The 26,560-nt window shown below is 40.7% G+C and carries 25 protein-coding genes; 7 read left to right on the top strand and 18 right to left on the bottom strand.

Translation table 11 applies throughout. The annotated features are described in order from the left end of the window. Positions 1-29 precede the first annotated feature (29 nt). From atpA to rpmH, 16 genes are all read right to left on the bottom strand, one after another. Positions 30-1,571, bottom strand: coding sequence for a F0F1 ATP synthase subunit alpha (gene atpA / locus QMA00_RS09660; protein WP_008112134.1), 1,542 nt, complete (start codon positions 1,569-1,571; stop codon positions 30-32). Positions 1,572-1,585: 14 nt separating this feature from the next. After that, complete coding sequence (gene atpH / locus QMA00_RS09655) at positions 1,586-2,119, bottom strand: F0F1 ATP synthase subunit delta (protein WP_008112132.1); 534 nt, start codon at positions 2,117-2,119, stop codon at positions 1,586-1,588. 16 nt (positions 2,120-2,135) lie between these two features. Beyond that, on the bottom strand, positions 2,136-2,606 hold the full coding sequence (atpF, locus tag QMA00_RS09650) for a F0F1 ATP synthase subunit B (protein WP_055013153.1): 471 nt from the start codon (positions 2,604-2,606) through the stop codon (positions 2,136-2,138). A gap of 41 nt (positions 2,607-2,647) precedes the next feature. Then, positions 2,648-2,881: a F0F1 ATP synthase subunit C gene (atpE, locus tag QMA00_RS09645; protein WP_004335261.1), complete on the bottom strand. Its 234-nt coding sequence runs from the start codon at positions 2,879-2,881 to the stop codon at positions 2,648-2,650. A gap of 53 nt (positions 2,882-2,934) precedes the next feature. Beyond that, positions 2,935-3,792: a F0F1 ATP synthase subunit A gene (gene atpB, locus QMA00_RS09640; RefSeq protein WP_013466266.1), complete on the bottom strand. Its 858-nt coding sequence runs from the start codon at positions 3,790-3,792 to the stop codon at positions 2,935-2,937. Positions 3,793-3,807: 15 nt separating this feature from the next. Then, the gene (locus tag QMA00_RS09635; RefSeq protein WP_013466267.1) at positions 3,808-4,188 is read right to left on the bottom strand and encodes an ATP synthase subunit I; all 381 of its coding nucleotides are present in this window, start codon (positions 4,186-4,188) and stop codon (positions 3,808-3,810) included. A 142-nt stretch (positions 4,189-4,330) separates the two neighbouring features. Continuing rightward, positions 4,331-5,257, bottom strand: coding sequence for a ParB/RepB/Spo0J family partition protein (locus tag QMA00_RS09630; RefSeq protein ID WP_016900011.1), 927 nt, complete (start codon positions 5,255-5,257; stop codon positions 4,331-4,333). Between the two features lie 20 nt (positions 5,258-5,277). Then, positions 5,278-6,063 carry a ParA family protein gene (locus QMA00_RS09625; RefSeq protein WP_008112117.1) on the bottom strand — a complete coding sequence of 262 codons (786 nt, stop codon included), beginning with the start codon at positions 6,061-6,063 and terminating at the stop codon, positions 5,278-5,280. A gap of 14 nt (positions 6,064-6,077) precedes the next feature. After that, positions 6,078-6,698 carry a 16S rRNA (guanine(527)-N(7))-methyltransferase RsmG gene (gene rsmG, locus QMA00_RS09620; protein ID WP_008464169.1) on the bottom strand — a complete coding sequence of 207 codons (621 nt, stop codon included), beginning with the start codon at positions 6,696-6,698 and terminating at the stop codon, positions 6,078-6,080. Positions 6,699-6,713: 15 nt separating this feature from the next. After that, positions 6,714-8,603, bottom strand: a complete 1,890-nt coding sequence (gene mnmG / locus QMA00_RS09615) for a tRNA uridine-5-carboxymethylaminomethyl(34) synthesis enzyme MnmG (protein WP_290156951.1) — start codon at positions 8,601-8,603, stop codon at positions 6,714-6,716. 428 nt (positions 8,604-9,031) lie between these two features. Then, entirely contained in the window at positions 9,032-9,481 is a 450-nt protein-coding gene (locus QMA00_RS09610; protein WP_024601476.1) for a flavodoxin domain-containing protein, read from the bottom strand. A gap of 962 nt (positions 9,482-10,443) precedes the next feature. Then, positions 10,444-11,808 (bottom strand): tRNA uridine-5-carboxymethylaminomethyl(34) synthesis GTPase MnmE, encoded by a 1,365-nt coding sequence (gene mnmE / locus QMA00_RS09605; protein WP_069438510.1) that lies wholly within the window; start codon positions 11,806-11,808, stop codon positions 10,444-10,446. A 131-nt stretch (positions 11,809-11,939) separates the two neighbouring features. Then, positions 11,940-13,577 carry a membrane protein insertase YidC gene (gene yidC, locus QMA00_RS09600; protein WP_076922758.1) on the bottom strand — a complete coding sequence of 546 codons (1,638 nt, stop codon included), beginning with the start codon at positions 13,575-13,577 and terminating at the stop codon, positions 11,940-11,942. Between the two features lie 8 nt (positions 13,578-13,585). Beyond that, complete coding sequence (gene yidD, locus QMA00_RS09595) at positions 13,586-13,861, bottom strand: membrane protein insertion efficiency factor YidD (RefSeq protein ID WP_008467044.1); 276 nt, start codon at positions 13,859-13,861, stop codon at positions 13,586-13,588. A 126-nt stretch (positions 13,862-13,987) separates the two neighbouring features. After that, positions 13,988-14,413: a ribonuclease P protein component gene (gene rnpA / locus QMA00_RS09590; protein WP_008467046.1), complete on the bottom strand. Its 426-nt coding sequence runs from the start codon at positions 14,411-14,413 to the stop codon at positions 13,988-13,990. A gap of 7 nt (positions 14,414-14,420) precedes the next feature. Then, entirely contained in the window at positions 14,421-14,555 is a 135-nt protein-coding gene (gene rpmH, locus QMA00_RS09585) for a 50S ribosomal protein L34 (protein WP_008112968.1), read from the bottom strand. A 506-nt stretch (positions 14,556-15,061) separates the two neighbouring features. Between rpmH and dnaA the strand changes: the two genes are divergently transcribed. The 7 genes from dnaA (at position 15,062) to QMA00_RS09550 (ending at position 24,763) form a co-directional block, all read left to right on the top strand. Then, positions 15,062-16,450, top strand: a complete 1,389-nt coding sequence (gene dnaA, locus QMA00_RS09580; RefSeq protein ID WP_008467048.1) for a chromosomal replication initiator protein DnaA — start codon at positions 15,062-15,064, stop codon at positions 16,448-16,450. A gap of 13 nt (positions 16,451-16,463) precedes the next feature. Further along, entirely contained in the window at positions 16,464-17,567 is a 1,104-nt protein-coding gene (gene dnaN, locus QMA00_RS09575) for a DNA polymerase III subunit beta (RefSeq protein WP_008112965.1), read from the top strand. A gap of 15 nt (positions 17,568-17,582) precedes the next feature. Beyond that, positions 17,583-18,677 (top strand): DNA replication/repair protein RecF, encoded by a 1,095-nt coding sequence (gene recF, locus QMA00_RS09570; RefSeq protein ID WP_016900030.1) that lies wholly within the window; start codon positions 17,583-17,585, stop codon positions 18,675-18,677. Between the two features lie 12 nt (positions 18,678-18,689). Further along, a complete protein-coding gene (gyrB, locus tag QMA00_RS09565) occupies positions 18,690-21,116 on the top strand; it encodes a DNA topoisomerase (ATP-hydrolyzing) subunit B (RefSeq protein WP_076922759.1) in 2,427 nt (808 codons plus the stop codon). 140 nt (positions 21,117-21,256) lie between these two features. Next, the gene (gene glyQ / locus QMA00_RS09560; protein WP_010392717.1) at positions 21,257-22,159 is read left to right on the top strand and encodes a glycine--tRNA ligase subunit alpha; all 903 of its coding nucleotides are present in this window, start codon (positions 21,257-21,259) and stop codon (positions 22,157-22,159) included. A 2-nt stretch (positions 22,160-22,161) separates the two neighbouring features. Next, positions 22,162-24,231 carry a glycine--tRNA ligase subunit beta gene (glyS, locus tag QMA00_RS09555; protein WP_290156947.1) on the top strand — a complete coding sequence of 690 codons (2,070 nt, stop codon included), beginning with the start codon at positions 22,162-22,164 and terminating at the stop codon, positions 24,229-24,231. A gap of 79 nt (positions 24,232-24,310) precedes the next feature. Then, the gene (locus tag QMA00_RS09550) at positions 24,311-24,763 is read left to right on the top strand and encodes a hypothetical protein (protein WP_024601485.1); all 453 of its coding nucleotides are present in this window, start codon (positions 24,311-24,313) and stop codon (positions 24,761-24,763) included. A gap of 134 nt (positions 24,764-24,897) precedes the next feature. Here the strand turns inward: QMA00_RS09550 and tusA are convergent, their stop codons facing one another. Together tusA and fadA are read right to left on the bottom strand one after the other, a co-directional pair. After that, positions 24,898-25,137: a sulfurtransferase TusA gene (gene tusA / locus QMA00_RS09545; RefSeq protein ID WP_016900033.1), complete on the bottom strand. Its 240-nt coding sequence runs from the start codon at positions 25,135-25,137 to the stop codon at positions 24,898-24,900. 250 nt (positions 25,138-25,387) lie between these two features. Next, positions 25,388-26,557 carry an acetyl-CoA C-acyltransferase FadA gene (gene fadA / locus QMA00_RS09540; RefSeq protein ID WP_033102898.1) on the bottom strand — a complete coding sequence of 390 codons (1,170 nt, stop codon included), beginning with the start codon at positions 26,555-26,557 and terminating at the stop codon, positions 25,388-25,390. Positions 26,558-26,560: the final 3 nt, after the last annotated feature.

Below are 26,560 nucleotides of genomic sequence, written 5' to 3'. Positions count from 1 at the left end.
GGATATAAAGCACACCATTAATAACTAAATTACCAAGTTTGCGTAGACTTGCACTTCTCTAGAAGTTCTTTAAGCTGCGCTTCGATCTCGGCGTTGTAGTTACCAGTTTCATTGATTTGAGCCATAAGCTCTGCGTATGTGCTATTTGCGAAAGAAAGTAATGCCGCTTCGAAATCCATGATTTTAGAGATTTCGATGTCTTGCAAGTAACCTTTCTCAGCTGCGAATAACGACAAAGACATTTCAGCAACAGACATTGGCGCGTACTGTTTCTGCTTCATTAGCTCTGTTACACGCTCACCATGCTCAAGTTGAGCACGAGTAGCATCATCAAGGTCAGACGCGAACTGCGAGAACGCAGCTAATTCACGGTACTGAGCTAGGGCTAGACGAATACCGCCACCTAGTTTCTTAACGATTTTAGTTTGTGCAGCACCACCAACACGCGATACCGAGATACCAGCATTTACTGCCGGACGGATACCTGAGTTGAATAAGTCAGTTTCTAAGAAGATCTGACCATCGGTGATAGAGATAACGTTTGTCGGTACGAACGCAGAAACGTCGCCGCCTTGAGTTTCAATGATAGGCAATGCCGTCAATGAACCTGTTTTACCTTTCACTTCACCATTAGTGAACTTTTCTACGTAATCAGTGTTTACACGTGATGCACGCTCTAAAAGACGCGAGTGAAGGTAGAATACGTCACCTGGGTATGCTTCACGGCCTGGTGGACGCTTAAGTAGCAATGAGATTTGACGGTAAGCAACTGCTTGCTTAGATAAATCATCATATACGATTAATGCGTTTTCACCACGGTCACGGAAGTATTCACCCATAGTACAGCCCGAGAACGGTGCTAAGTACTGAAGTGCCGCAGATTCAGAAGCAGATGCTACAACTACGATAGTATTTGCAAGTGCACCGTGCTCTTCTAATTTACGTACTACGTTAGCAATAGTAGATGCTTTTTGACCAACCGCTACGTACACACACTTAACGCCTGTGTCTTTTTGGTTGATGATTGCATCGATTGCTAGTGCAGTTTTACCTGTTTGGCGGTCACCGATAACAAGCTCACGCTGACCACGACCAACTGGGATCATAGCATCGATAGATTTGTAACCAGTTTGTACTGGCTCATCTACTGATTGACGTTCGATTACACCTGGTGCAATTTTTTCTACAGGTTCAAACCCGTCGTTATCTAAAGCGCCTTTACCATCGATAGGAGCACCTAGTGTGTTTACAACACGACCAAGTAGACCCGCACCAACAGGAACTTCTAAGATACGACCAGTTGTGTATACTTTTACGCCTTCTGTAAGGTCAGCGTAAGGACCCATTACTACTGCACCAATTGAGTCGCGCTCAAGGTTTAGTGCGATAGCATAACGGTTGCCAGGAAGCTCAATCATCTCACCTTGCATACAGTCAGCTAGACCGTGGATGCGAATGATACCGTCAGTAACAGATACAATTGTACCTTCGTTACGAGCTTCACTTACAACTTCGAACTTCTCAATACGTTGTTTGATCAGATCTGAAATTTCAGTGGAATTAAGTTGCATGCTCTTTTTCCCAATTACGATTGTAGTGTTGTGGCTAAGCGATTTAATTTACCGCGTAAAGAGCCGTCAATTACAGTGTCGCCTGCCTTAATAATAAGACCGCCAACTACTGTAGCGTCTTCACTACAATTCAGCTTAACTTTGCGTGCGAAACGTTTTTCAAGTGCCGCTACCAATGATTCTTGCTGCGCTGCAGCAAGAGGTGTTGCCGAAATCACATCAATATCGATTTCTTTTTCATAGTCTGCTTTTAAAGCAGAAAATAAATGGGCAACTTCAGGTAGTGCAATCAAACGTCCATTTTCAGCCATCACCTTAACTAGGTTCTGACCTTGTTCGTTGAGCTGCTCACCACATAAGTTAATAAATAACTCAGCTTGTGCGGTAGCAGTAGGCAATCCAGCTAAAATGGTAGATGCCTGTTCATTGCTGGCAACGTGGCCAGCAAAGAACAACATGTCATTCCAGCTTTCAATAGCGCCTTTTTCAACGGCAAGTTCAAAAGCCGCTTTAGCGTATGGGCGAGCGATAGTAGTCAATTCAGACATGCTCATACCCTCCTAATTACAGCTCAGCGACAAGTTTTTCAACGATGTCACTATGTGCGGCTTGATTGATTTCGCGCTCTAAAATTCTTTCTGCGCCAACCACTGCCAGAGTTGCTACTTGCTTACGTAGCTCTTCTGTCACACGGTTACGCTCTGATTCAATTTCAGAGTGCCCTTGAGCAATAATTTTTTCACGCTCTTGCTGACCACGAACAGTTTCTTCGTCAACAATTAGCACGGCACGCTTTTTAGCTTGTTCAATGATATCAGCCGCTTGAGCCTTTGCATCTTTAAGCTGTTCTGCAGCTTTCTGTTGCGCTAGTTCTAAGTCTTTCTCGGCTCTATCAGAGGCAGCTAAACCATCTTCGATTTTCTTCTGGCGAGCTTCAATTGCACCGTTTAGTGGTGGCCATACGTATTTCATACAAAATAATACGAACACCGTAAACGCAATTAATTCACCGATAAGAGTGGCGTTTAAGTTCACAACCGCTCCTCCTTAAATAGTAAGCTGTTCAAAAAATAAAATTAAAGTACGAACAACAATACCATCGCGATACCAACACCAATCATTGCTACAGCATCGATTAGACCAGCAAGGATAAACATTTTAACTTGTAGCGATGGTGCAAGCTCAGGTTGACGCGCACATGCTTCAAGGAATTTACCGCCCATGTTACCAAAACCGATTGCTGTACCGATTGCACCGAAGCCGATAAGTAAAGCTACTGCGATGTACTTAAGACCTAATACTAGTTCCATTTTTTTCTCCAAAGTTTCAATTGTAATTAAAAGTAAAAATTAAAAGTTATAAATTAGTGATTATCCGAACTTGCCATGCTTAGGTATACGATTGTAAGCATCATAAATACGAATGCTTGCAATACAATTACCAAGATATGGAATACAGCCCACACAAAGTGCAACGGTAGTTGCATTAAACCTATTGCACCGATAAGGATGAAGATTAACTCACCTGCATATAAGTTACCGAACAAACGCAGTGCCAGTGAAAACGGCTTAGAAACCAATGCGATAAGCTCTAGTAATAGGTTGAATGGGATTAAAAGAATCTGCATAGCTGTATTGTTTGAACTAAACGGATGAAGTGTTAGTTCTTTAATAAAACCGCCGATACCCTTTATTTTTATTGAGTAACCAATCATTAGAATGAACACGCCCAGCGCAAGTGCTGCGGTCATGTTGATATCTGTAGTTGGTACAATTTTCATGTATACGTCGTGTGAATCCATACCAAACGCAGTTTCGCCAACAAATCCGGCAAATGCTGGTAGGAAGTCAACTGGGATTAAATCCATTAAGTTCATTAAGAATATCCACACGAATATTGTTAATGCTAATGGTGCAATTAGCTTACTTTTACCGTGGAAGGTATCGCGTACGTTGTCGCCAACGAACTCAACAACCATTTCAATGAAACACTGAAATTTCCCAGGTACACCCAGAGTTGATTTTTTTGCGGCACTACGGAAGATCCATAAAAATATTAGACCTAGTCCGATAGACCATGCGAGGGTATCTACATGCCATGTCCAGAAACCACTATCCGTACATGCTTTATTGAAGGCAAGACCAGCGTCGGTCGAGCACATCTTAGCATTGGTTAAGTGGTGCTGAATATGGCTAGATAGAGTAACTTCTTCTGCAGCCATGTTATATCCCAAAAGTTAATGTTTAAAAAAAACGGGTGTAAACAATCCTGTAAACAACACCAACACATAAGCACAAAAGAAAGGTAGCAATACTACCGGATAAAGCTTTAGCATTAGTGCAAACAAAACGATTGTTAGCATAAATTTTAATCCGTTGCCGCGTTTTAACGAGGCATACGCTTGATTTGCTCGACTTGCACCCATATATCTGAATGCATAAAGCGCAAATACAAAGTTAGGAAGTACTGCGACAGCGCCACCAGCTAGAGCTGAAAGTGCGGCATTGGTTTCCCAACCTATAAAAATTATTAGTGCAGCTAAAAGGGCTACAAATCCCTGAAGGCAAATTAATTTTAATGCGGCAAGCCTATACGGGCCTGCTAACTTATTAGTCACTTTTAATTAACCTTTATGACGCTCTAATTGTCAGGGTATGAAAACTGGCGAAATTATACTTAATCCTGCCAGTTTTGCAACTTGAGTAGGTGCTTTGTAACACAAAATCGCTGTAAATGTCCCTTTTTAGACATCCAATGAATTAATGGTGGGAATAGTCTTGATTGATACGGTTTAAAATACCGTCTAACTCGTCAAGATTAGTGTAAGAAATAACCAACTTCCCTTTGCCTTTTTTGTTGTAATTTATTTCTACTTTTGCCCCAAGGTTATCAGCAAGTTGTTGCTCTAACTGTTTAACATCTGGGTCTTTTTCTATTACTTCTTTTGCTGGAGCAGGCTCTAAAATAGAGCGCACTAGCTTTTCAGTTTCGCGAACGGTCAATGCTTTTGCAACAGCTAAACGGGCTGCATCTGATTGCACTTCGCCTTCAAGTGCTAATAAGCAACGTGCGTGACCCATTTCAATGTCACCATGCTCTAACAAAATCTTTACATCGTTATTGAGGTTGTTCAAGCGTAATAAGTTAGTCACGGTCGTACGCGATTTACCCACCGCATCAGCTACCTGTTGATGCGTTAACTCAAACTCATTAAGCAAGCGATTAAGTGCTATCGCTTCTTCCATGGCGTTTAAGTCTTCACGCTGAATATTTTCAATTAGGGCAATAGCAACGGCCGCTTCATCGGGTACATCTTTAATAATACAGGGTACAAACTCAAGCTTGGCAATTTGAGCCGCGCGCCAACGACGTTCACCGGCAATAATTTCATAACTGTTATGCGCAACTGGGCGCACAACAATCGGTTGAATTATCCCTTGTGAACGAATTGAACTGGCGAGTTCTTCAAGTGCCTCTTCAGACATGTCTTTACGAGGTTGGTATTTCCCTGAGTGTAAAAACTCGATGGGTAGTTTTTGTAATTCACTGTTGCTAGGCTGTGCCGCATTTTCAACTGCGTTTGTTACATTGGCGCTGTCGTGTTCCTTGCTTTCGCTTGGTGCAGGTTTAGATGAACTTAAAAGTGCATCGAGTCCTCGGCCTAAACCTCGTTTTTTAGCAGACATGTTATTTTTTTACCTCAAAGTTAGGCGACAACGGGAGTTGTTTTTTCTTTTCTGCGTAGCATTTCACCCGCGAGAGCTAAATACGCTTTCGCACCACTTGATGCTCGATCGTAGTACATTGCCGGTGCGCCAAAACTTGGGGCTTCTGCAAGTCGAACATTACGTGGGATCACCGTACGGTATACTTTATCGCCAAAATGTTGTTTTAATTGTTCTGATACATCATTTGCTAATCGATTACGCGGATCGTACATAGTACGAAGTATGCCTTCAATCTGTAAGTTAGGATTAACTAACTTAGCAAGTTGCGTAATCGTGTCCATTAATGCGGTTAATCCTTCCAATGCATAATATTCACATTGCATAGGTACTAAAATAGAATCGGCAGCGGCCATGGCATTAACGGTTAACATATTTAAAGAAGGCGGGCAGTCTATAAAAATAAACTCGTACTGATCCTGAATTTTTTCAAGTGCATTGCGTAAGCGTACTTCGCGAGCAAATAATTCCATCAATTTAACTTCTGCAGCGGTCACATCGCCGTTTGCAGCAATCATATGATATTCGCCTGAGGTTTCTTTAATAATCACCTCATCAATAGGCTTATCTTCTATGAGTAAATCATAGATAGTAGGGACGTCACCATATTTGTCGACGCCACTGCCCATGGTCGCATTGCCTTGCGGATCGAGATCTATTAACAGCACTTTACGCTTCGTTGCAGCCATAGATGCAGCGAGATTAACGGCAGTGGTCGTTTTACCTACTCCGCCTTTTTGATTTGCTAATGCAATGACTTTTGCCACAGTGTCTCTGATCCCTAGTCTTTAGAAAGAATTATTAAATGTCGTTGTGCATCTAAATCGGGTACTTCTAATGCAATTTTTTGCTCAAACTTAACACCAGCAGGGAGTGAGTCTAATTCCTCACTTGGAAATACCCCTTTAAGTGCAATGAACTTACCTGAATGATCGATTAAGTGCGAACACCAGTCAATCATATCTTGTAACGATGCAAATGCACGACTTAGTACGCCATCTAATTTAACACTTGGTTGATATTCTTCAACTCTTGACTGCACAGGGGTCACATTATCAAGGCCAAGCTCATGTTTAACATGCATTAAAAAACGTACACGTTTACCTAAACTATCTAATAATACAAACTGCGTATCGGGTAAGGCAATAGCTAACACTATGCCCGGTAAACCAGGACCTGTGCCAACATCAATATAATGATGACCGGTCAAGTGAGGCGCAACAACTAAGCTATCCATTATATGTTTAACCATCATTTCTTGAGGTAAACGTACTGAGGTTAAATTATAGGCTTTATTCCACTTATCGAGTAATTCGACATAGCGAACAAGTTGTTGCTGTTGTTTTTGTGTTAGCGCAATATCAGTTTGCGCTAACAAAGTTGTTAATTGTTGCTGTAACACAATGTACCTTTACCGTTACGCAGTTTTGCGTAACAAGCCTTGCTTCTTCAGATACACTAATAATAGCGAAATCGCCGCTGGGGTGATACCAGAAATACGCGAAGCTTGGCCGATAGTGTCTGGACGAGCATCAATTAACTTAGCAACTACTTCGTTTGATAAACCAGAGACGGTTTTATAATCAAACTCTTTTGGTAAAATTGTTTCTTCATGACGAAGCTGCTTATTGATCTCATCTTGTTGACGCGCGATATAACCTGCGTACTTCGTATGAATTTCAACCTGTTCTAGGGCGGCCTTATTGGTAAACTCAGATCCGAGTCCTTCAATGGCCATCAAGTCGTTATAACGCACTTCAGGTCGGCGTAATAATTCTTCTAAGCTGGCTTCACGCACAAGTGGCGTTTTAAGTAATTCATTTACTTGATCAACAACCGCATGATCTTTATGGATCCAGGTGTCTTTAATACGCTGTTTCTCTTTAGCGATCACTTCCATTTTTTCGTTGAATGCTTGCCAACGTTCATCATTAACTAAACCTAATTCACGGCCTTTTTCAGTTAAACGAATATCAGCGTTGTCTTCACGAAGTAGCAAACGGTATTCAGCGCGGCTAGTAAACATACGGTACGGTTCTTTTGTACCCAGTGTTGCTAAGTCGTCAATCAGTACGCCAACATAGGCTTCATCACGACGTGGTGTCCACGATTCTTTGCCTTGCACTTGTAATGCCGCATTCATACCTGCGATCAGACCTTGTGCGCCCGCTTCTTCGTAACCGGTCGTACCATTAATCTGACCAGCAAAAAATAAACCATCAATAAATTTAGTTTCTAATGATTGTTTTAAGTCGCGCGGATCAAAAAAGTCATATTCTATAGCGTAGCCAGGACGACAAATATGTGCGTTCTCAAATCCGGTGATCGATTGCACAATTTCTAACTGCACATCGAACGGTAAGCTGGTTGAAATACCGTTAGGATATAACTCGTATGACGTTAAGCCTTCTGGCTCTACAAATATCTGGTGCTTATCTTTATCAGCAAAACGGACAATTTTATCTTCAATAGACGGACAGTAACGTGGGCCTATTCCTTCGATAACACCTGAGTACATAGGTGAGCGATGTAAGTTTTTGCGAATAACATCATGTGTTTTTTCATTGGTGTAAGTGATGTAACACGGAATTTGTTGTGGGTGGTCGCTTTCTTTACCCATAAATGAGAATACCGGTGTTGGTGCATCACCTGGTTGTTCTTGCATTTTAGAAAAATCAACAGTGCGTGCATCAATACGTGGTGGTGTGCCTGTTTTTAAACGATCCACTCTAAATGGAAGTTCGCGTAAACGATCAGCCAATGCAATTGAAGGTGGATCGCCTGCACGGCCACCTTTAAAGTTTTCAAGACCGATATGAATTTGGCCACCTAAGAATGTGCCTACGGTTAGTACTACACTAGGAGCACTGAAACGCAGACCCATTTGGGTAACTACACCAGTTACACGGTTGTTTTCAACAATAAGATCATCACATGATTGTTGAAAAATCTTTAAGTTTTCTTGGTTTTGAAGTGTGTTCTGAATAGCCGCTTTGTACAAAGCACGATCCGCTTGAGCACGAGTAGCTCGTACAGCAGGGCCTTTAGAAGAATTAAGCGTACGGAATTGGATCCCGCCTTTGTCAATAGCCTGAGCCATTGCGCCACCAAGAGCATCAATTTCTTTAACTAAGTGGCCTTTGCCAATGCCACCAATCGCTGGGTTACAAGACATTTGACCAAGGGTATCCATATTGTGAGTCAGCAGCAGGGTATTCATCCCCATACGGGCAGCTGCCAATGTGGCTTCAGTGCCAGCATGTCCACCACCTACTACGATAACGTCAAAATTTTCGTGAAAAATCATTAATGGGATCCTACTTAAATCAAACCAGTAAACTTCAAAAGGGAGCGTATTCTACCTAGAAATTAGCAGAAGATAAATGATTAAACAGTGCTCAAGATCTAAGTAAGTGATCTCTAATAATATAAAGGATCTTTTAAAGAGATCTTTTAATACTATTACTACTACTGATCAGCTTTTCTGTTGATAAGCTTTAGATCATGATTAAAAACATATAATTAGATCGGATCTAAAGGTGTTAATATGATCGGATCTTCAGGCAAATAAGCTCTGATCAAAACAGGCTGTTATACACAGGCCGATCAAGTCTCGATCTTATCCCATGGATAAGCATGGTTAAAAAAGCAGTTTAATCAGTGTTTATCCACAAAATCTTTTAAATTATTAGTAAATTGTGGGTAACTTTATTTACAACTTTTTACTTGATCTTTCTATTTTAGACCTGTTTTTGCTATCCACGAGTCTAACCAAGCTAAGGCCGTATCTTCTGGAAGTGCTTCATCAAGAATATTCAGTTCTAACCGCGGTGCTAACTGTATCGCGCCTTTTTGGCTTAAAAGCGTATCTATATTACGCCCTGCAAGGTTATACGTGTCATAACTGGTATCACCTAAAGCGATGACCGTGTACTTTAAGTGCGATAAATCATCAACTTGAGATAACTCATCAACAAAGTTAATAAGGTTTTCTGGGTAATCACCCGCACCATAGGTTGATGTACAAATTAACCAAATGGTATTTTGCTGATCTATTTCACTAAATTCAGGTTGATCATGTAGTTGGGTATTAATACCTTGGCTATTAAGCGCATCGCTTAGTTGTTCGGCAACGTACTCGGCGGATCCCATTTGACTACCAACGATAAGATTTACTGAACTCATGAATATTTGTGATCACTATTAGTTTTAATTGCCGCCTATGATAGCCCAGTGAGTATAACAGTAAAGTTAAGAGTGCTATTTTGTATAACTATTTTTGTACTTATTTAAGCCTTTACTTAAATGTATTGTTTAACTACCTGATAATTAAAGGTTTAACAAAATATCTTTAAATGTAATCTTCTGATCAAGTTGTTGATAAGGTTGGGGAAAGCTCTGCTTAACTATCAATTAAAGTTGCAGTTTTATTGCTAAGTCATTGATTTTATATTTAGTATTTGCCACCAGCGATTGAAAATAAACGTATAGATGCTTGTTGATCTTAATGTGGATATAAAGCTTGTTGATAACCTTAAATTGGGATCGAAAATAATTTTAAAAAATGATCTATTTAGTCAGATCAGGTTAAATAACCATTATTATTTTTTATAAACAGCCCTTTTTTAATTAAATACAGCTTATTTCCCCATTTTAAAGACGTTTAATTCCTCGCTGAAGCAAAAAAACACGCAATTGTGGATAACTGATCTGCAAAAAAATAAATTTGAGTGATCTAAAGTGAATATTTAACTGAATTTTGCTGGTGGTGTAGACGAACAAAACGTATTTTTTAGTTACGTTTTGTTTTTATGACTTGATAATTCCCCCTATTCAAACATGGATAACCAATGCTATAGCTTCAGTTTTAGAGTGTTTAATAAGCATAACTACAGCTATTTTGTTCTATAAATGAAAACGTTTTAGCCGCTAATAGCTGTGATTATTAGCGTTGTTACATTTTTTATGTACATTATTAAAGGCGAATTGAGGCTGATATAAGTGCAGCTCAAACTGTATTTGTAGTCTGTTTGGTTTTTAAAGTGGATTATTAAAGCACAGCTAGGTGAGTTGTTATTGTAAATATTAGGCATGGAAAAGGGCGCCTAAGCACCCTTAATAAATTATATTGTTACTTATTAATTCGACTATTTACCGATACAGAACGAGCTAAATATTTTGCCAAGTAGATCATCTGAGGTAAATTCACCAGTTATTTCGTTAAGATACTGCTGCGTTAAACGCAGTTCTTCAGCCAAAATTTCACCGGCCACATGCATTTCTAATTGTGTTTTACCGGTATCTAAGTGGTAGGCTGCATGCTCAAGGGCATCTAAGTGACGACGACGCGCCATAAATCCACCCTCTGTGGCCCCATCAAAACCAATACAGGCTTTTAAGTGCTCACGCACAAGTTCTATACCGTCAGCATTTTTAGCACTTAAACTGATGACCGGATATTGTTGCTTTTGATCCATACCGACTACATCACCTGATAAATCGGCTTTGTTTCTGATCACGGTCACGCCCATACCTTGGGGTAACTTAGCCATAAATTCTGGCCAAATAGCATGAGGGTCGGTATCGGTTGTATCGGTGCCATCAAGCATAAATAACACGCGATCGGCTTGGTTTATTTCATCCCATGCACGCTCAATACCTATTTGTTCAACGCGATCTGGGCTTTCACGCAGGCCTGCGGTGTCGATTATATGCAGTGGCATACCATCTATATGTATATGCTCACGTAGTACGTCTCGAGTGGTGCCAGCTATTTCTGTTACGATGGCCGCTTCTCGTCCTGCTAATGCATTAAGTAAGCTTGATTTACCTGCATTAGGGCGACCAGCAATAACGACGCGCATACCTTCGCGCATTATGCTGCCTTGTTTGGCTTGATTGGTTACGGCATTAAGTTGCTCAATGATGGCATTTAAATCACCGCCCACTTTTCCGTCTGATAAAAAATCGATTTCTTCATCAGGAAAATCAATAGCGGCTTCTACGTACATCCGCAAGTGAATGACTTTTTCAACTAAGGTTTCTATGTGCTTAGAGAATTGGCCTTGAAGTGACTGTAGGGCGCTTTTAGCCGCTTGCTCACTGGTTGCATTAATTAAGTCGGCGATTGCTTCTGCTTGAGTTAAATCAAGCTTGTCGTTCATAAACGCACGCTCAGAGAATTCACCAGGCTTTGCTAAACGTACCCCGTCTATTTTACTTATTTCTTTGAGTAGCATATCAAGCACAACAGGGCCGCCATGGCCTTGAAGTTCGAGTACGTCTTCACCGGTAAATGAGTGTGGGCCGGCAAAGTAAATCGCAATACCTTGGTCAAGTTGCTGACCTGCAAGGGTGTTAAATGGCACATAGTCGGCATAACGAACTTTAGGGACTTTGCCAATTATTTTTTCAGCAACCTGTTTGGCTAGGTTTCCTGAAACGCGAATAATACCAACACCGCCTCGGCCTGGGGCAGTGGCTTGTGCTGCAATTGTATCGTGATTGATCATGCGGTTTATTTGCCAACTTAAATAACGTAATGGCGGTATTGTAACCTATCAAATAGGCACTCGCGAATGCTGTTATAAAAAATTGGCAATAAAAAAGGCGACCTAAGTCGCCTTTATATAAGTAGGGAGGATTAATCGCCCCTTACTTTAATACCTTTCTTTTCCATGCCACGGTAGATGATTAACATCTGGACAATAGAGATAAGGTTAGACACTAACCAGTAAAGTACTAAACCAGATGGGAACCATAAGAAGAACACAGAGAAGATAACCGGCATAAAGGTCATCATTTTTTGCTGCATTGGATCGGTAACCGTCATAGGTTGTAGTTTTTGCGTTACAAACATACTCGCACCAAATAAGATTGGTAATACGTAGTATGGGTCTTGCGCAGAAAGGTCAGTTAGCCAAAGTACAAATTCAGCGTGACGAAGTTCTGTTGATTCTAAGAATACATAGAACAAGGCTAAGAAGATTGGCATTTGTAGTAAAATAGGGAAACAGCCACCCATAGGGTTCACTTTTTCTTTACGGTACATTTCCATCGTCGCTTGGCCGAATTTTTGACGATCATCGCCATACTTTTCTTTTAGCGCCTTCATCTTAGGCTGTAACGCACGCATTTTAGCCATTGAGGTGTACTGTGCTTTAGTCAGTGGATACATTAATGTTTTAACGATAATAGTGATGGCAATAATTGCTACACCCCAGTTACCTAAAATACTGTGTAACCATTTTAATAGCACAAATAACGGCTGCGAAATGAAAAACAACCAACCATAATCAACTGTTAAGTCTAGGTCTGGATGAATGGCTTCAAGTTTATCTGACTCTTTAGGGCCCATGTAATAAGTTGCAGTAAGTACTTGCTCACTACCAGCTTGAACATTAACCGCTTCGTCTTTAACACCAATAATAGCCGCATTACTTTTAGTAATTAAGCTATAAAGTGTATTTACTTGATCTTGCATTGGTACCCAAGCACTTACAAAGTAACGCTGAATAAAGGCAACATAGCCACCTTGGGTATTAATGCTGAGGTTTTTATCGGCCATATCTGAAAAACTATACTTTTCGTATTTTTCTTCATCAGTACCGTATGCAGCCCCTAAATAGTTTTGATCAACCATACTGCCTTTTTCTTGTACGGTGCGCTTTATTTGTGTGTAAAGTTGCACTTGTACTGGCGCGCTAGTGGTGTTGTTAACTTTATATTCTAAGCCAACATCATATTGACCCTTTTTGAATACATAAGTCTTAGTAAAGCTTACACCGTTGCTGTCGGTAAATTGCAGTGGAACGCGAAGCTCATCACCTGTTAAGGTGTAAGAGGTTTGCTCTGATTGGTAAGTAGGACGACCATTTGCAGATGCATCTGGGCCATTTAAACCTATTAAACCACTTTGTGAAAAGTATTGTTTACCATCAAACTCACCAAGTAGCATGTAAGGAACATCACTGCCTTTGGTTTCTTTATAATTAATTAAGTTTGTTTCAACAATGTCACCGCCTTTGGTGTCAATTTTAACTTTGAACACGTCAGTTGTAATATCAATGACTGAGCGTTTAGCTAAAGTAGTTGAAGCAGGTAAACCAGAGTCTGATGAAGCTGGAACATAATCATCTGATTCCGGTGAGTTTGCTTTTAGTGTTTGTGTAGTGGCACTAGGATCGGCTTTTGGTGTGTTGTAGTCATTATTCCATTCTTGAAATAATAAAAACGACACTAGCATTAGGCCGATGAATAAAAACGTGCGTTGCGATTCCATAACAGCTCTTATTTCTCGTGTTGGTGGTTAATACGGGTTAATTTTTCAGGAACGGGGTCGTCTCCACCTGAATGTAAAGGATGGCATTTTAATATGCGTTTAACTGCGAGCCAACTGCCTTTTACTGCACCATGCAAATTAATTGCTTGAATAGCGTAGCTAGAACAGGTTGGATTAAAACGACAATGCGGACCCAATAGCGGGCTAATCCACTTTTGATAACCGCGGATAAATAAAACTAAACAACGTGTTGGTAACGCAGCAAGTGGTTTAAGTAACCTCATGTTGTACATGCCCCTACGTTATGTTTAGTGAATAGATACCATGTATTTAAAGACTTACTTTAAGATTTTAAACGCATGATTAAAAGGTGAGCTAAAGATACCTTAATTAACCCTGTAATTCTATTGCTATTGAGTTTGTTTAGTCGATTTAGCTGATTTGTTTGGGCGTTTTTTAAATGGTGGCGGTTTAGGGGCACCGGGTTTGCAGCGTTCATTAATTTTACGCCACAACTTTGTTAGTTGTTTGGTTAATTCTTCATTGGACTGTTCATCAATGCCACTTTTTACCATCAACACAATATCTATATTATCGAGCGTGTGTTGGTTTAAACGAAAACTTTCGCGAGCAAGACGTTTAATACGGTTTCGTTGACATGCCTTTTTTACACGTTTTTTAGCAACAGTAAGGCCTAACCTAGGTTTAGACTGGTCACTTGGTTTTGCTAATAAGGTAAAGAAAGGAGTTGCAGCCCGAGCGGGTTCATTAAATATGCGAGAGTAATGCGAGGGAGTTAACAGACGTAACTCCCTGCCAAAGCTAAAGTCTTCCACTTATAAATTAAGCAGAAAGAACTTTGCGGCCTTTAGCACGGCGACGAGCTAATACTTTACGGCCATTTACAGTTGCCATACGAGCACGGAAACCGTGTGTACGTTTGCGTTTTAAAACGCTAGGTTGAAAAGTTCTTTTCATAACAATCTCATCCGATCGGTTAAAGTTAAAACACCCTATGCAGGTCGCGATCCTGGCACAGGTGCCATTGCGAGCGCGAGATATTATAGATGAAGTGACGAAAAGTCAATCATAATAGAGCGCGTAAAGCATGTTTATTTGTGATCAACTTTCATGATCCGATAGGATCATCATAAATAAGAAGTTTTCCACAGCCCCTGTATAAAAAGTGAATAAAAGCATGGGAAAAGTAAATTAGATCATAAATTATAGTCGCGATCTGCTGCCAGTTTTGTTATGATCTCTAATCAGGCTTTAAAATAAAAAGCTATTTAAATCAGTCTGTTATTATATTTATACATCGATATCAACAATTTTATAAAAATCAATCTTTTACTTGTGGATAAAGTGCATTCATAATAGTCGGTCTTGGGCTGCTTATTGAGCCATTTAAACGCAATACAGGTGTGATTTTTGAATCATTATTGATGTGCGGGAATAAAAATTATATCTCTGGGAGTTTTACTGTGTATCTGTCGGTTTGGCAAAGTTGTTTATATGTATTGCAAGATGAATTGCCTTCGCAGCAATTTAGTATGTGGGTCAGACCACTTCAAGCAGAAAGTACCGAAGATACCTTGACGATTTATGCGCCTAATCGTTTTGTACTTGATTGGGTAAGAGAAAAATACCTAAATAGAATAAATGAGTTACTGGTTGAAATTTGTGGTGTAGAAGCCCCTGAATTACGCTTTGATGTAGGCAGCAAGCCGCTATTAAATGCACAAGCTGCGCCGGTAGTTGAAACACAATCAGCACCAAGTACGCAAGCAACGGCAAAACAACAACCACGAGAACAAAAACCAGTTGTTGAGCCCGCTCCTAAATCGGGTTATAAATCAAACATTAAAGAAAACTATACCTTTGACAGTTTTGTTGAGGGTAAATCTAACCAATTAGCAAAAGCGGCTGCCACTCAGGTAGCAGATAATCCTGGCTCTGCATTTAATCCTGTTTTTATATACGGTGGTACGGGCTTAGGTAAAACGCATTTATTACATGCGGTAGGCAACGGTATTATGGCCAATAAGCCAGATGCTAAAATTGTCTACATGCATTCAGAACGCTTTGTGCAAGACATGGTTAAAGCACTGCAAAATAATGCGATCGAAGAGTTTAAGCGTTATTACCGCAGTGTTGATGCACTCATGATTGATGACATTCAATTTTTTGCTAATAAAGAACGTTCACAAGAAGAGTTCTTTCATACCTTTAATGCATTATTAGAAGGTAACCAGCAAATTATTTTAACCTCTGACCGTTATCCTAAAGAGATTGAAGGGGTTGAAGATCGCCTTAAATCTCGTTTTGGTTGGGGATTAACTATCGCGATTGAGCCGCCAGAGCTTGAAACACGCGTTGCCATTTTGATGAAAAAAGCCCAGCAAAGTAAAATTAATTTACCGCATGAAGTGGCATTTTTTATCGCTAAAAAATTACGTTCAAACGTACGTGAACTTGAAGGGGCTTTAAACCGTGTAATTGCTAATGCAAACTTTACCGGCCGCCCAATTTCTATCGACTTTGTAAAAGAAGCACTGCGTGATTTACTCGCACTGCAAGATAAGCTAGTCACCATAGACAATATTCAACGTACGGTAGCAGAATACTATAGAATACGTGTGTCTGATTTACTGTCTAAGCGCCGCAGCCGCTCTATAGCAAGGCCGCGCCAAGTTGCCATGGCATTATCTAAAGAACTCACTAATCACAGCTTACCTGAGATTGGGGATGCCTTTGGTGGGCGTGACCATACAACAGTACTGCACGCGTGTCGCAAAGTTAAATCATTACGTGACGAAAGCCACGAGATTAAAGAAGATTACCAAAATTTAATAAGAACATTGTCATCTTAGGGCTGACTTTATTATGCAAATAACAATATCAAGAGAACAATTTTTAAAACCATTGGTGCAAGTATCGGGTGCCATAGAGCGTAAGCATACGTTACCCATTTTATCTAACGTATTACTCGTGGTAGAAAATGGCCAGCTTTCAATGACAGGGACCGACCTTGAAATTGAATTAGTGGCGAGCGTGTTTGTAGGTGATGATGTTGCCGATACCAAGCTCACATTACCGGCTAAAAAATTACTCGATATTTGTAAAAGTTTACCGGATGGTTCTGATCTTACTTTAAGCTTGCAAGACCATCAGCTACTTTTAACCAGTGGTAAAAGTCGTTTTTCATTGACCACATTAGCGGCTGAAGATTTTCCTAATTTAGAGCAGTGGGATGGTGAGGTTGAGTTTCAACTAACGCGTTTAGAGTTGCGTAAATTACTTGAAAGCACGCACTTTTCAATGGCAAACCAAGATGTGCGTTATTACTTAAACGGCATGTCGTTTGAAGTTGATAACAGCGATATAAAAACAGTCGCCACTGATGGGCACCGTTTAGCGATTGCACAAAAGCAACTAGGTCAGTCATTAAATACACAGCGCCAATTAATTATACCGCGCAAAGGCGTGCAAGAAATTATGCGCCTAATGGTTGCCGACCAAGAGTTAGTCACTATTCAGTTTGGTGCTAACCACATCCGTATTATTGATATTGAGTTTACTTTTACGAGTAAATTAGTTGATGGCCGTTTCCCTGATTACCGCCGTGTTTTACCACGCGGTGGCGATAAAGTTATTACAGCAAACAGAGAATGGTTACGTAATGCATTTCAACGCGTATCGATTTTATCGAATGAAAAGTTTCGTGGTGTACGTTTAAATTTATCAAACGGTTTATTAAAAATTACGGCTAACAACCCAGAGCAAGAACAAGCGGAAGAAGTAGTTGAAGTAATGTACGAGGGCGATGACCTAGAAATAGGGTTTAATGTGTCTTACGTGCTTGATGTTTTAAATACATTAAAAACTGAAGATGTGTTATTTACACTTGCCGATTCAAATAGCAGTGCACTAATCGAAGGTGCTGGCGATGAAGAAGCTATGTACGTCGTTATGCCTATGCGTTTATAAGATTATAAATACATAATGAGCTTAAGTCATTTGAGCCTCAAATATTTTCGTAATATTGAGGCGCTGACGCTAGAACCAGTTAATGGCGTTAATATAATTTATGGTGAAAACGGCAGCGGAAAAACCAGCCTTTTAGAGGCTATATATTACCTTTCTCACGGCAAATCTTTTCGAACTTCTAAACATAAAAGTATTATTGCACACCAGCAAGATCAGTTTGTTATTCATGGCCGCAAAGCGTTATACGATTTATCTATCCCTATTGGTATTAGTAAAACCCAAGCGGGTGAAACCAATTTAAAAATCCAGGGTAAGGCGAGTCGAAAAGTATCTGAACTTGCCCAGTTAATGCCGGTACAAATAATAACACCAGAAAGCTACTCGCTATTTTTTGGCGGTCCTAAGGAGCGCAGAAAGTTTTTAGACTTAGGTTTGTTCCACGTGGAACATGAGTTTTTTTTCTTATGGCAATCGTTTAATAAAGTGCTTAAACAACGCAACGCCTTATTAAAATCTAAGCCTAAGAATTATTTTGACCAAATCAAGTTTTGGGACAAAGAATTTGTTAGACTGGCAGAACAAATAAATAAATTAAGAATCGCGTATATAACTAGGTTTAAGCAGCAATTTTTTGATAAAATGTGTGCAGAATTAACGCTAATACGCGATTTAGAAATTAGCTTCAATGCGGGCTGGAAAGAGAGTGAATCTCTTTGTGATGCGTTAGAGCAAAGTTTTGAGCGAGATTCTCGCCAAGGCTTTACAAGTAAAGGCCCTCATAAGGCTGATTTTAGTTTTAGTGTCGCTGGCAGCAGTGTTGAGAATGTATTCTCACGCGGGCAATTAAAGTTATTGTTGTATGCGTTAAAAGTAACGCAAAATAGCTTAATTGAGTCAGAGACAGATAAGCAATCAATATTGCTAATAGATGATCTACCTTCAGAACTAAGCGAAGATACAAAAGAGAAAGTGGGCCAGTTATTGACTCACTGTAGTTCTCAAATATTTATTTCTTCAATTTTATCTGAAAGTATTTCTGCTGTGGTGGAACCCATGCAACGAGAACTAAAAATGTTCCACGTGAAACATGGCAACCTAATAACAAGATAAGTGGGATTAACCATGTCTGAGAATTATGATTCGTCGAGTATTAAAGTACTTAAAGGATTAGATGCAGTAAGAAAGCGTCCTGGTATGTATATAGGGGACACCGATGATGGTACGGGCTTACACCACATGGTGTTTGAGGTCGTTGATAACTCTATCGATGAGGCCTTAGCAGGTCACTGTGATGATATTTATGTCACTATTCACTTAGACGGTTCGGTATCTGTAAGAGATAACGGCCGTGGTATTCCTACTTCTATACATGAAGAAGAAGGTGTATCTGCAGCTGAAGTAATTATGACGGTGCTACACGCTGGTGGTAAGTTTGATGATAACTCTTATAAAGTATCAGGTGGCTTGCACGGTGTTGGTGTATCGGTAGTAAATGCATTATCAGAAAAATTAAAACTAACTATTCGTCGTGAAGGTAAACTTTACGAGCAGTTTTACACTATGGGTGTTCCAGATGCACCACTTGCAGCTATTGGTGATTCTGAAACAACCGGTACTGAGTTACGCTTTTGGCCAAGTGGCGAAACGTTCACTAACCTAGATTTCCATTACGATATTTTAGCTAAGCGTTTACGCGAGTTATCGTTTTTGAACTCAGGTGTGAGCATCATTTTAAATGATGAGCGCGAAGAAAATAAGAGTGACCATTTTAAATACGAAGGTGGTATTAGAGCATTCGTTGAATACTTAAACCGCAATAAAACACCAGTACATAAAGGGGTGTTCCATTTTACTCACGAGCGTGAAGAAGATGGTATAAGTGTAGAAGTATCAATGCAGTGGAATGATGCGTTCCAAGAAAATATTTACTGTTTTACTAATAACATCCCACAACGTGATGGTGGTACTCACTTAGCTGGTTTTAGATCTGCGCTAACACGTACGCTTAATAACTACATGGAAAAAGAAGGCTTTAACAAAAAGGCTAAAACAACCAGTAACGCAACGGGCGATGATGCGCGTGAAGGCTTAACGGCAGTTGTGAGTGTTAAAGTGCCTGATCCTAAATTCTCATCACAGACTAAAGACAAGCTAGTATCTAGTGAAGTTAAGTCTGCTGTAGAGCAAGCAATGGCTGAAAAATTCACTGAGTTTTTATTAGAAAACCCAATGGATGCAAAAATTGTTGTTGGCAAAATTATTGATGCAGCACGCGCGCGTGAAGCCGCTCGTAAAGCACGTGAAATGACACGCCGTAAAGGTGCTATGGATTTAGCTGGTTTACCGGGCAAACTAGCGGATTGCCAAGAAAAAGATCCAGCCCAATCTGAACTATATATAGTGGAGGGTGACTCAGCTGGCGGTTCAGCCAAGCAGGGTCGTAACCGTAAGAATCAAGCGATTCTTCCGCTTAAAGGTAAAATCTTAAACGTAGAAAAAGCACGTTTTGATAAAATGTTATCTTCGCAAGAAGTGGCAACGCTGATTACTGCATTAGGTTGTGGTATTGGCCGTGACGAGTATGACCCTGAAAAATTACGTTATCATCGCATCATCATCATGACCGATGCCGACGTGGATGGTTCTCACATTCGTACCTTGCTACTAACGTTCTTCTATCGTCAAATGCCGGAAATTGTTGAACGTGGTTACATTTATATTGCTCAGCCTCCACTTTATAAAGTGAAAAAAGGTAAGCAAGAGCGTTATATTAAAGATGACCCTGCATTAGTTGATTACCTTACATCTCTAGCGCTAAGCAATGCAGCACTGTACACCAGTGATAGTGCAGAAGCAGTTGATGGTGAAGCATTAGAGTCAATTGTTCACGATTATCAAAACACGGTTAAAGTTATCGAGCGCTTAAAGCGTAAGTATCCGAACACCGTTATGAACCGTTTGATTTACCAAAGCGAGCTGAAAAAAGAAGACCTTTCAGATGAAGCTAAGGTAATTGCTTGGACTAAAGAGCTGGTTGATGACTTAATTGAACGTGATGAAGATGCAACTATTTTCCATGCGGGAACTGAGCACGATACAGAGCGTAACTTGTATTATCCAGTTGTGAATATTCGTCAGCATGGTGTGGATAAAGCACACGTACTTCATTATGACTTTATTACATCAAGAGACTACCAACGCATTGCTGTAACAGGTAAAAACATTGCAAATATCATCACAGAGGGTGCTTACATCCAACGTGGTGAGAAAACAAAACCTGTTGATAACTTTGTGGATGCATTGGAATGGTTGATCGCAGAGTCTAAGCGCGGGATCTACATTCAACGCTATAAAGGATTGGGTGAAATGAACCCAAATCAGCTTTGGGAAACCACCATGGATCCAAGCGCACGCCGTATGTTGCAAGTAACAATTGAAGATGCTGTTGCAGCGGATCAATTATTTGCCACATTAATGGGCGATCAAGTTGAGCCGCGTCGTGAGTTTATTGAAACGAACGCACTGCGTGTGGTTAACTTAGACGTATAAAACATTATAGTAATCACAAAAAAGGAGCCTTAGGCTCCTTTTTTATTTTTTCAAACGCACAAACTGCTTAAAACCTGAGTGTGCACAAGGTATACTGAGGGTAATTTTCACGCTACTTCTCAGATAGTAAAAAGCCAAATATGCAAAAATATGACGTTAAAACCTTTCAAGGTTTGATCCTGGCTTTACAGGATTATTGGGCACAGCAAGGCTGTGTCATTATTCAACCACTTGACATGGAAGTGGGCGCAGGGACATTTCACCCGCAAACATTTTTAAAATCAATTGGCCCAGAGCCAATGTCGAGCGCATACGTTCAACCGTGTCGTCGTCCTACCGATGGCCGTTACGGTGAGAACCCAAACCGCTTACAACATTACTACCAATTCCAAGTTGTGTTAAAACCATCGCCAGACAATATTCAAGAGCTTTACTTAGGTTCTTTAGCTGCTGTAGGTATTGATACCCTAACTGACGAAGTTCGCTTTGTAGAAGATAACTGGGAATCACCTACATTAGGTGCGTGGGGCCTAGGTTGGGAAATTTGGTTAAATGGCATGGAGGTAACGCAGTTTACCTACTTCCAGCAAGTGGGCGGTTTAGAATGCTCACCGGTAACGGGCGAGATTACTTACGGCCTAGAGCGTTTAGCAATGTACATTCAAGGCGTAGATAGCATTTACGACCTAGTATGGGCTGACGGTCCATTTGGGCGCGTAACTTACGGTGATGTGTTCCATCAAAATGAAGTTGAGCAATCAACCTATAACTTTGAACATGCAAACGTAGCCGACTTATTTGAACAGTTTGATAAATGTGAAGCTGAGAGCCAAAAGCTAATTGAAGCAAGCCTACCATTACCAGCCTACGAGCAAGTAATGAAAGCATCGCACGCATTTAACTTATTAGACGCACGTCATGCTATTTCGGTGACCGAGCGTCAACGTTACATTTTACGCGTTCGTGCATTATCAAAAGCGTGTGCACAAAGTTATTACGATGCACGTGAAGCGCTTGGTTTCCCGCTGTGTAAGGATAAGTAAGCATGTCAGCAGAAAATTTATTAGTAGAAATTGGCACCGAAGAATTGCCACCAAAATCACTTCGTAAATTAGCCGAAGCCTTTGCTGCAAACTTAACAGCAGAACTTGAAAGCTTAGAACTTGATCACCAAGGTGTGAGCTGGTATGCATCGCCACGTCGTTTAGGTTTACAAGTAAAAGCACTTGAAGCTAAACAACAAGACAAAGAAGTTGAAAAACGTGGCCCTGCAACTAAAGCCGCTTTTGATGCTGAGGGTAACCCAACTAAAGCAGCCATGGGTTGGGCTCGTGGTTGTGGTATTGAAGTAAAAGATGCGCAAACACTAGAAACAGATAAGGGCGCATGGTTATTGCACATTGCTAAAGTAGCAGGGCAAGAAACCAAAACGTTAATGACCGACGCTATAAGCAAAGCGCTCGCTAAACTACCTATCCCTAAACCAATGCGTTGGGGTGCGAATAAAACACAATTTATTCGCCCTGTGCATACGGTAACTATTTTATTCGGTAGTGAACTGGTTGAGGGTGAAATTCTTGGTAAGCAAGTGAGTAATCAACTGCAAGGCCATCGCTTTCATCACCCTGAAAAAATTAGCATTGATCATGCTGATGATGTGTTTGATGTACTTAAATCAGCTTACGTTGTTGCTGACTACGAACAGCGTAAAGCACAGATTCGCGCGCAAATAGAAGATGCAGCCAAAGCAGTTAATGCCGTTGTTGCTATGGATGAAGACTTACTTGAAGAAGTTACTTCATTGGTAGAATGGCCAGTAACGCTAACAGCCACATTTGAAGAAGCATTTTTAGATGTACCTGCTGAAGCGCTTATTTACACCATGAAAGACGATCAAAAATACTTTCCGTTATTAGATCAAAACGGCAAACTTTTAAATAAGTTTTTGTTTGTCTCTAACATCGAAAGTAAAGATCCTAGTGTAGTTATTTCTGGTAACGAAAAAGTAGTGCGCCCGCGTTTAGCCGATGCGCAGTTCTTCTTTGAAACAGATAAAAAGAAAACATTAGAAAGCCGTTTAGAATCTCTTGATAGCGTATTGTTCCAAAAACAACTTGGTACGCTTAAAGATAAGTCACAGCGTATTAGTGAACTGGCAGGTTACATTGCAGAGCAACTTGGTGCCGACAAAGCACTGGCAGCGCGTGCTGGCTTATTAAGTAAAACTGACTTAATGACCGAAATGGTAATGGAATTTACCGACGTACAAGGTGTAATGGGAATGCATTACGCGCGTCACGATGGTGAAGCAGAAGAAGTCGCAGTGGCACAAAACGAGCAATACATGCCACGTTTTGCTGGCGATAACTTACCAACGAGTTTGATCAGCTGTGCAGTGGCTATTGCAGATAAGTTTGACACGCTGGTGGGTATTTTTGGTATAGGTCAAGCACCAAAAGGTGATAAAGACCCATTTGCACTTCGTCGTGCTGCTATTGGTGCATTACGTATTATGGTAGAAAAACAGCTACCGCTTGATATTTTAGACCTTGTTGCTAAATCACAAACCTTGTTTGGTGAAAAGCTGACTAACCTAAATGTATCGACCGATGTATTCGAATTTATGCTAGGGCGTTTCCGTGCTTGGTATCAAGATGAAGGCATTGAGGTAGATGTGATTCAAGCCGTACTTGCGCGTCGTCCAACAAAGCCTGTTGATTTTGACCGCCGAGTTAAAGCCGTGAGCCATTTCCGTACGTTAGACGCCGCAGAATCGCTTGCAGCCGCTAATAAGCGTGTAAGTAATATTCTGGCTAAAAACAACATTACAACGCAAGGTGATGTTGAACAGAGCTTACTAAGTGACGACGCAGAAAAAGTACTGGCTTCTCAAGTTGCAAAATTTGCTACCGACTTAGCGCCACTGTACAGCGATGGAAACTACCAAGAGGCATTAAGCCAATTAGCTGGCATTCGTGACAGTGTTGATAACTTTTTTGACAATGTCATGGTAATGGCCGACGATGAAGCGGTTAAGCAAAACCGCCTTGCGCTTTTAAGTCAGTTAAGTGGGTTATTTTTAGAAATTGCAGATATTTCTGTATTACAAAAATAACAGCTAACAGCTATTAAAAAAGCCAGCATTATGCTGGCTTTTTAGTGTTTTATTTATATTAGTTAATAGAGGATTCACCATGAAGCTCCCAATGAAACGCATTTTCACGTTAGCCTTAGTGGGCTTATTGAGTGCTTGTACGAGCCAAATTTCAATTAACGACGTGTTGCCGCAGCAAGAATTGGATCGCAGTATTTATTTAAGAGGGGACTTCACATTATGGGATGCCGAACCTCAATATCAATTTAAACAAGTTGGGCCTGCGCTTTACCAAGCCCAAGTTAGGTTTTCGACCCCAGGCAAAGTGTACGAATTTAAAATAGCGGATGCAGATTTTAGTGAAGGTTTTAACTGTGGCTACAGCGATTCACAGCCATCAGGGCAAAGCCTAACACTCGGCCAATCAACACGCGCCGACTGTAATACCATTTATAATTACTTTAGCTACACACCCGCAATCAAAGGGTCGTATATAGTCAGCATTGATTTTAGTGACTACGATGAGCCGCAAGTGACGATAACGAAGAAGTAAAAGCTGTAAGTTAAAAGCTGTCAGTCGTTAGTTTAAAGATAAAATAAAAAACCGTGCTTGATTTAACAAACACGGTTTTTTTATTTTGAGCTGATAGCTGATAGCTGATAGCTGATAGCTGATAGCTGATAGCTTTACAATCCTTTCTTCACCACATATCTATATGGTGACTCTGCAACTTCTTTAGCCACTAGCGTGTGATCCATGAACGTACAAAAGCTGGGTATATCACGGGTGGTTGAGGGGTCGTCGGCAATAATAAGCAGTGTTTCGCCGTCGCTCATTTTGCGAATTGCAGCGCGCACCATCATCACAGGTTCTGGGCAACGAAGGCCGATAGCATCTAATTGGTGATCGGGGTTATCAAAGCTCATAAAAATTACCTGTAAAAATAGTCGTGGCTTGGTTAGGTCGGGTAGTTTAGCGCAAATAAAGCTGTTGGTTAACTATTTTACGTATAACAAAACAGCTCAACTTATTAATAGATAATCTGAAATAAATTTAATGCACCCGATCACATTATTCATTTTAAACCTGCAAAAGCTGGTGGTATAAAAAAGGCGAACTAACTTGCGCTAGTCCGCCTTTTTAATCACCAAGCTGGTTTTAGATATTCAACACTAATTAGTCTTGAACACGTTCAAATACAGTAGCAATACCTTGGCCTAAACCAATACACATAGTCGCTAAACCGTATTTTGCGTTATTGTCTTCCATTAAGTGAATAAGTGAGGTGCTAATACGCGAACCCGAACAACCCAGCGGGTGACCCAGTGCGATAGCGCCGCCATTTAAATTCACTTTTTCGTCAACCACATCCGCTAAACCTAGGTCTTTAAGTACAGGCAGTGATTGTGCTGCGAATGCTTCGTTAAGTTCAGCAACATCGATGTCATCAATAGTAATACCAGCTTGTGCCAATGCTTTTTTACTTGCTGGTACTGGGCCGTAACCCATGATTGATGGATCGCAACCGGCAACGGCCATCGCGCGAATATATGCACGAATTGGTAAGCCAAGTTCTTTTGCTTTTTCTTCGCTCATCACTAACATAGCTGATGCGCCATCAGAAAGTGCAGAAGATGTACCCGCAGTAACAGAACCCGTAGCAGGGTTAAATACTGGACGCAGCTGCGATAAACCTTCAACCGTTGTTTCAGGGCGAATTACTTCATCATCTTCAACAAGGATAAGTGAACCGTCAGCATCGTGACCTTCCATTGCTAAAATTTCGCGGCGGAAACGCCCTTCAACTGTTGCAGCATGTGCACGTTGATGCGAGCGGTAAGCAAACTCATCTTGTTGCTCACGGCTAATACCGTGAATAGTAGCAAGGTACTCAGCAGTTAAACCCATAGAGCCAGAAGCTTGTGCAATTGATGTTGCTAAGCCAGGGTGAAAGTCGTTACCGTGAGTCATAGGTACGTGGCCCATGTGTTCAACACCACCAATTAGGTAAGTATCGCCAGCGCCAGTCATAATAGCGCGAGCAGCATCATGCAATGCTTGCATTGATGAGCCACATAAACGGTTCACTGTGGTTGCTGGCACTGAATGTGGAATGCCTGCAAGTAGAGATGCGTTACGTGCAACGTTAAAGCCTTGCTCTAAAGTTTGCTGTACACAACCCCAATAAATATCGTCAATTGACGCAGGGTCAACTGCTGGATTACGTTCTAATAAGCCTTTCATTAAATGAGCGCTTAAGTCTTCCGCACGTTTGTTTTTAAATACGCCGCCTTTTGAGCGACCCATTGGTGTGCGGATACAATCTACAATTACTGGATTATTCATGAT

This window comes from Pseudoalteromonas sp. APC 3694 (assembly GCF_030407565.1).
Lineage (GTDB): Bacteria > Pseudomonadota > Gammaproteobacteria > Enterobacterales > Alteromonadaceae > Pseudoalteromonas > Pseudoalteromonas tetraodonis.
The sequence above is the reverse complement of the archived record's forward strand: the minus strand, read 5'-3'. Positions and strand labels throughout refer to the sequence as shown.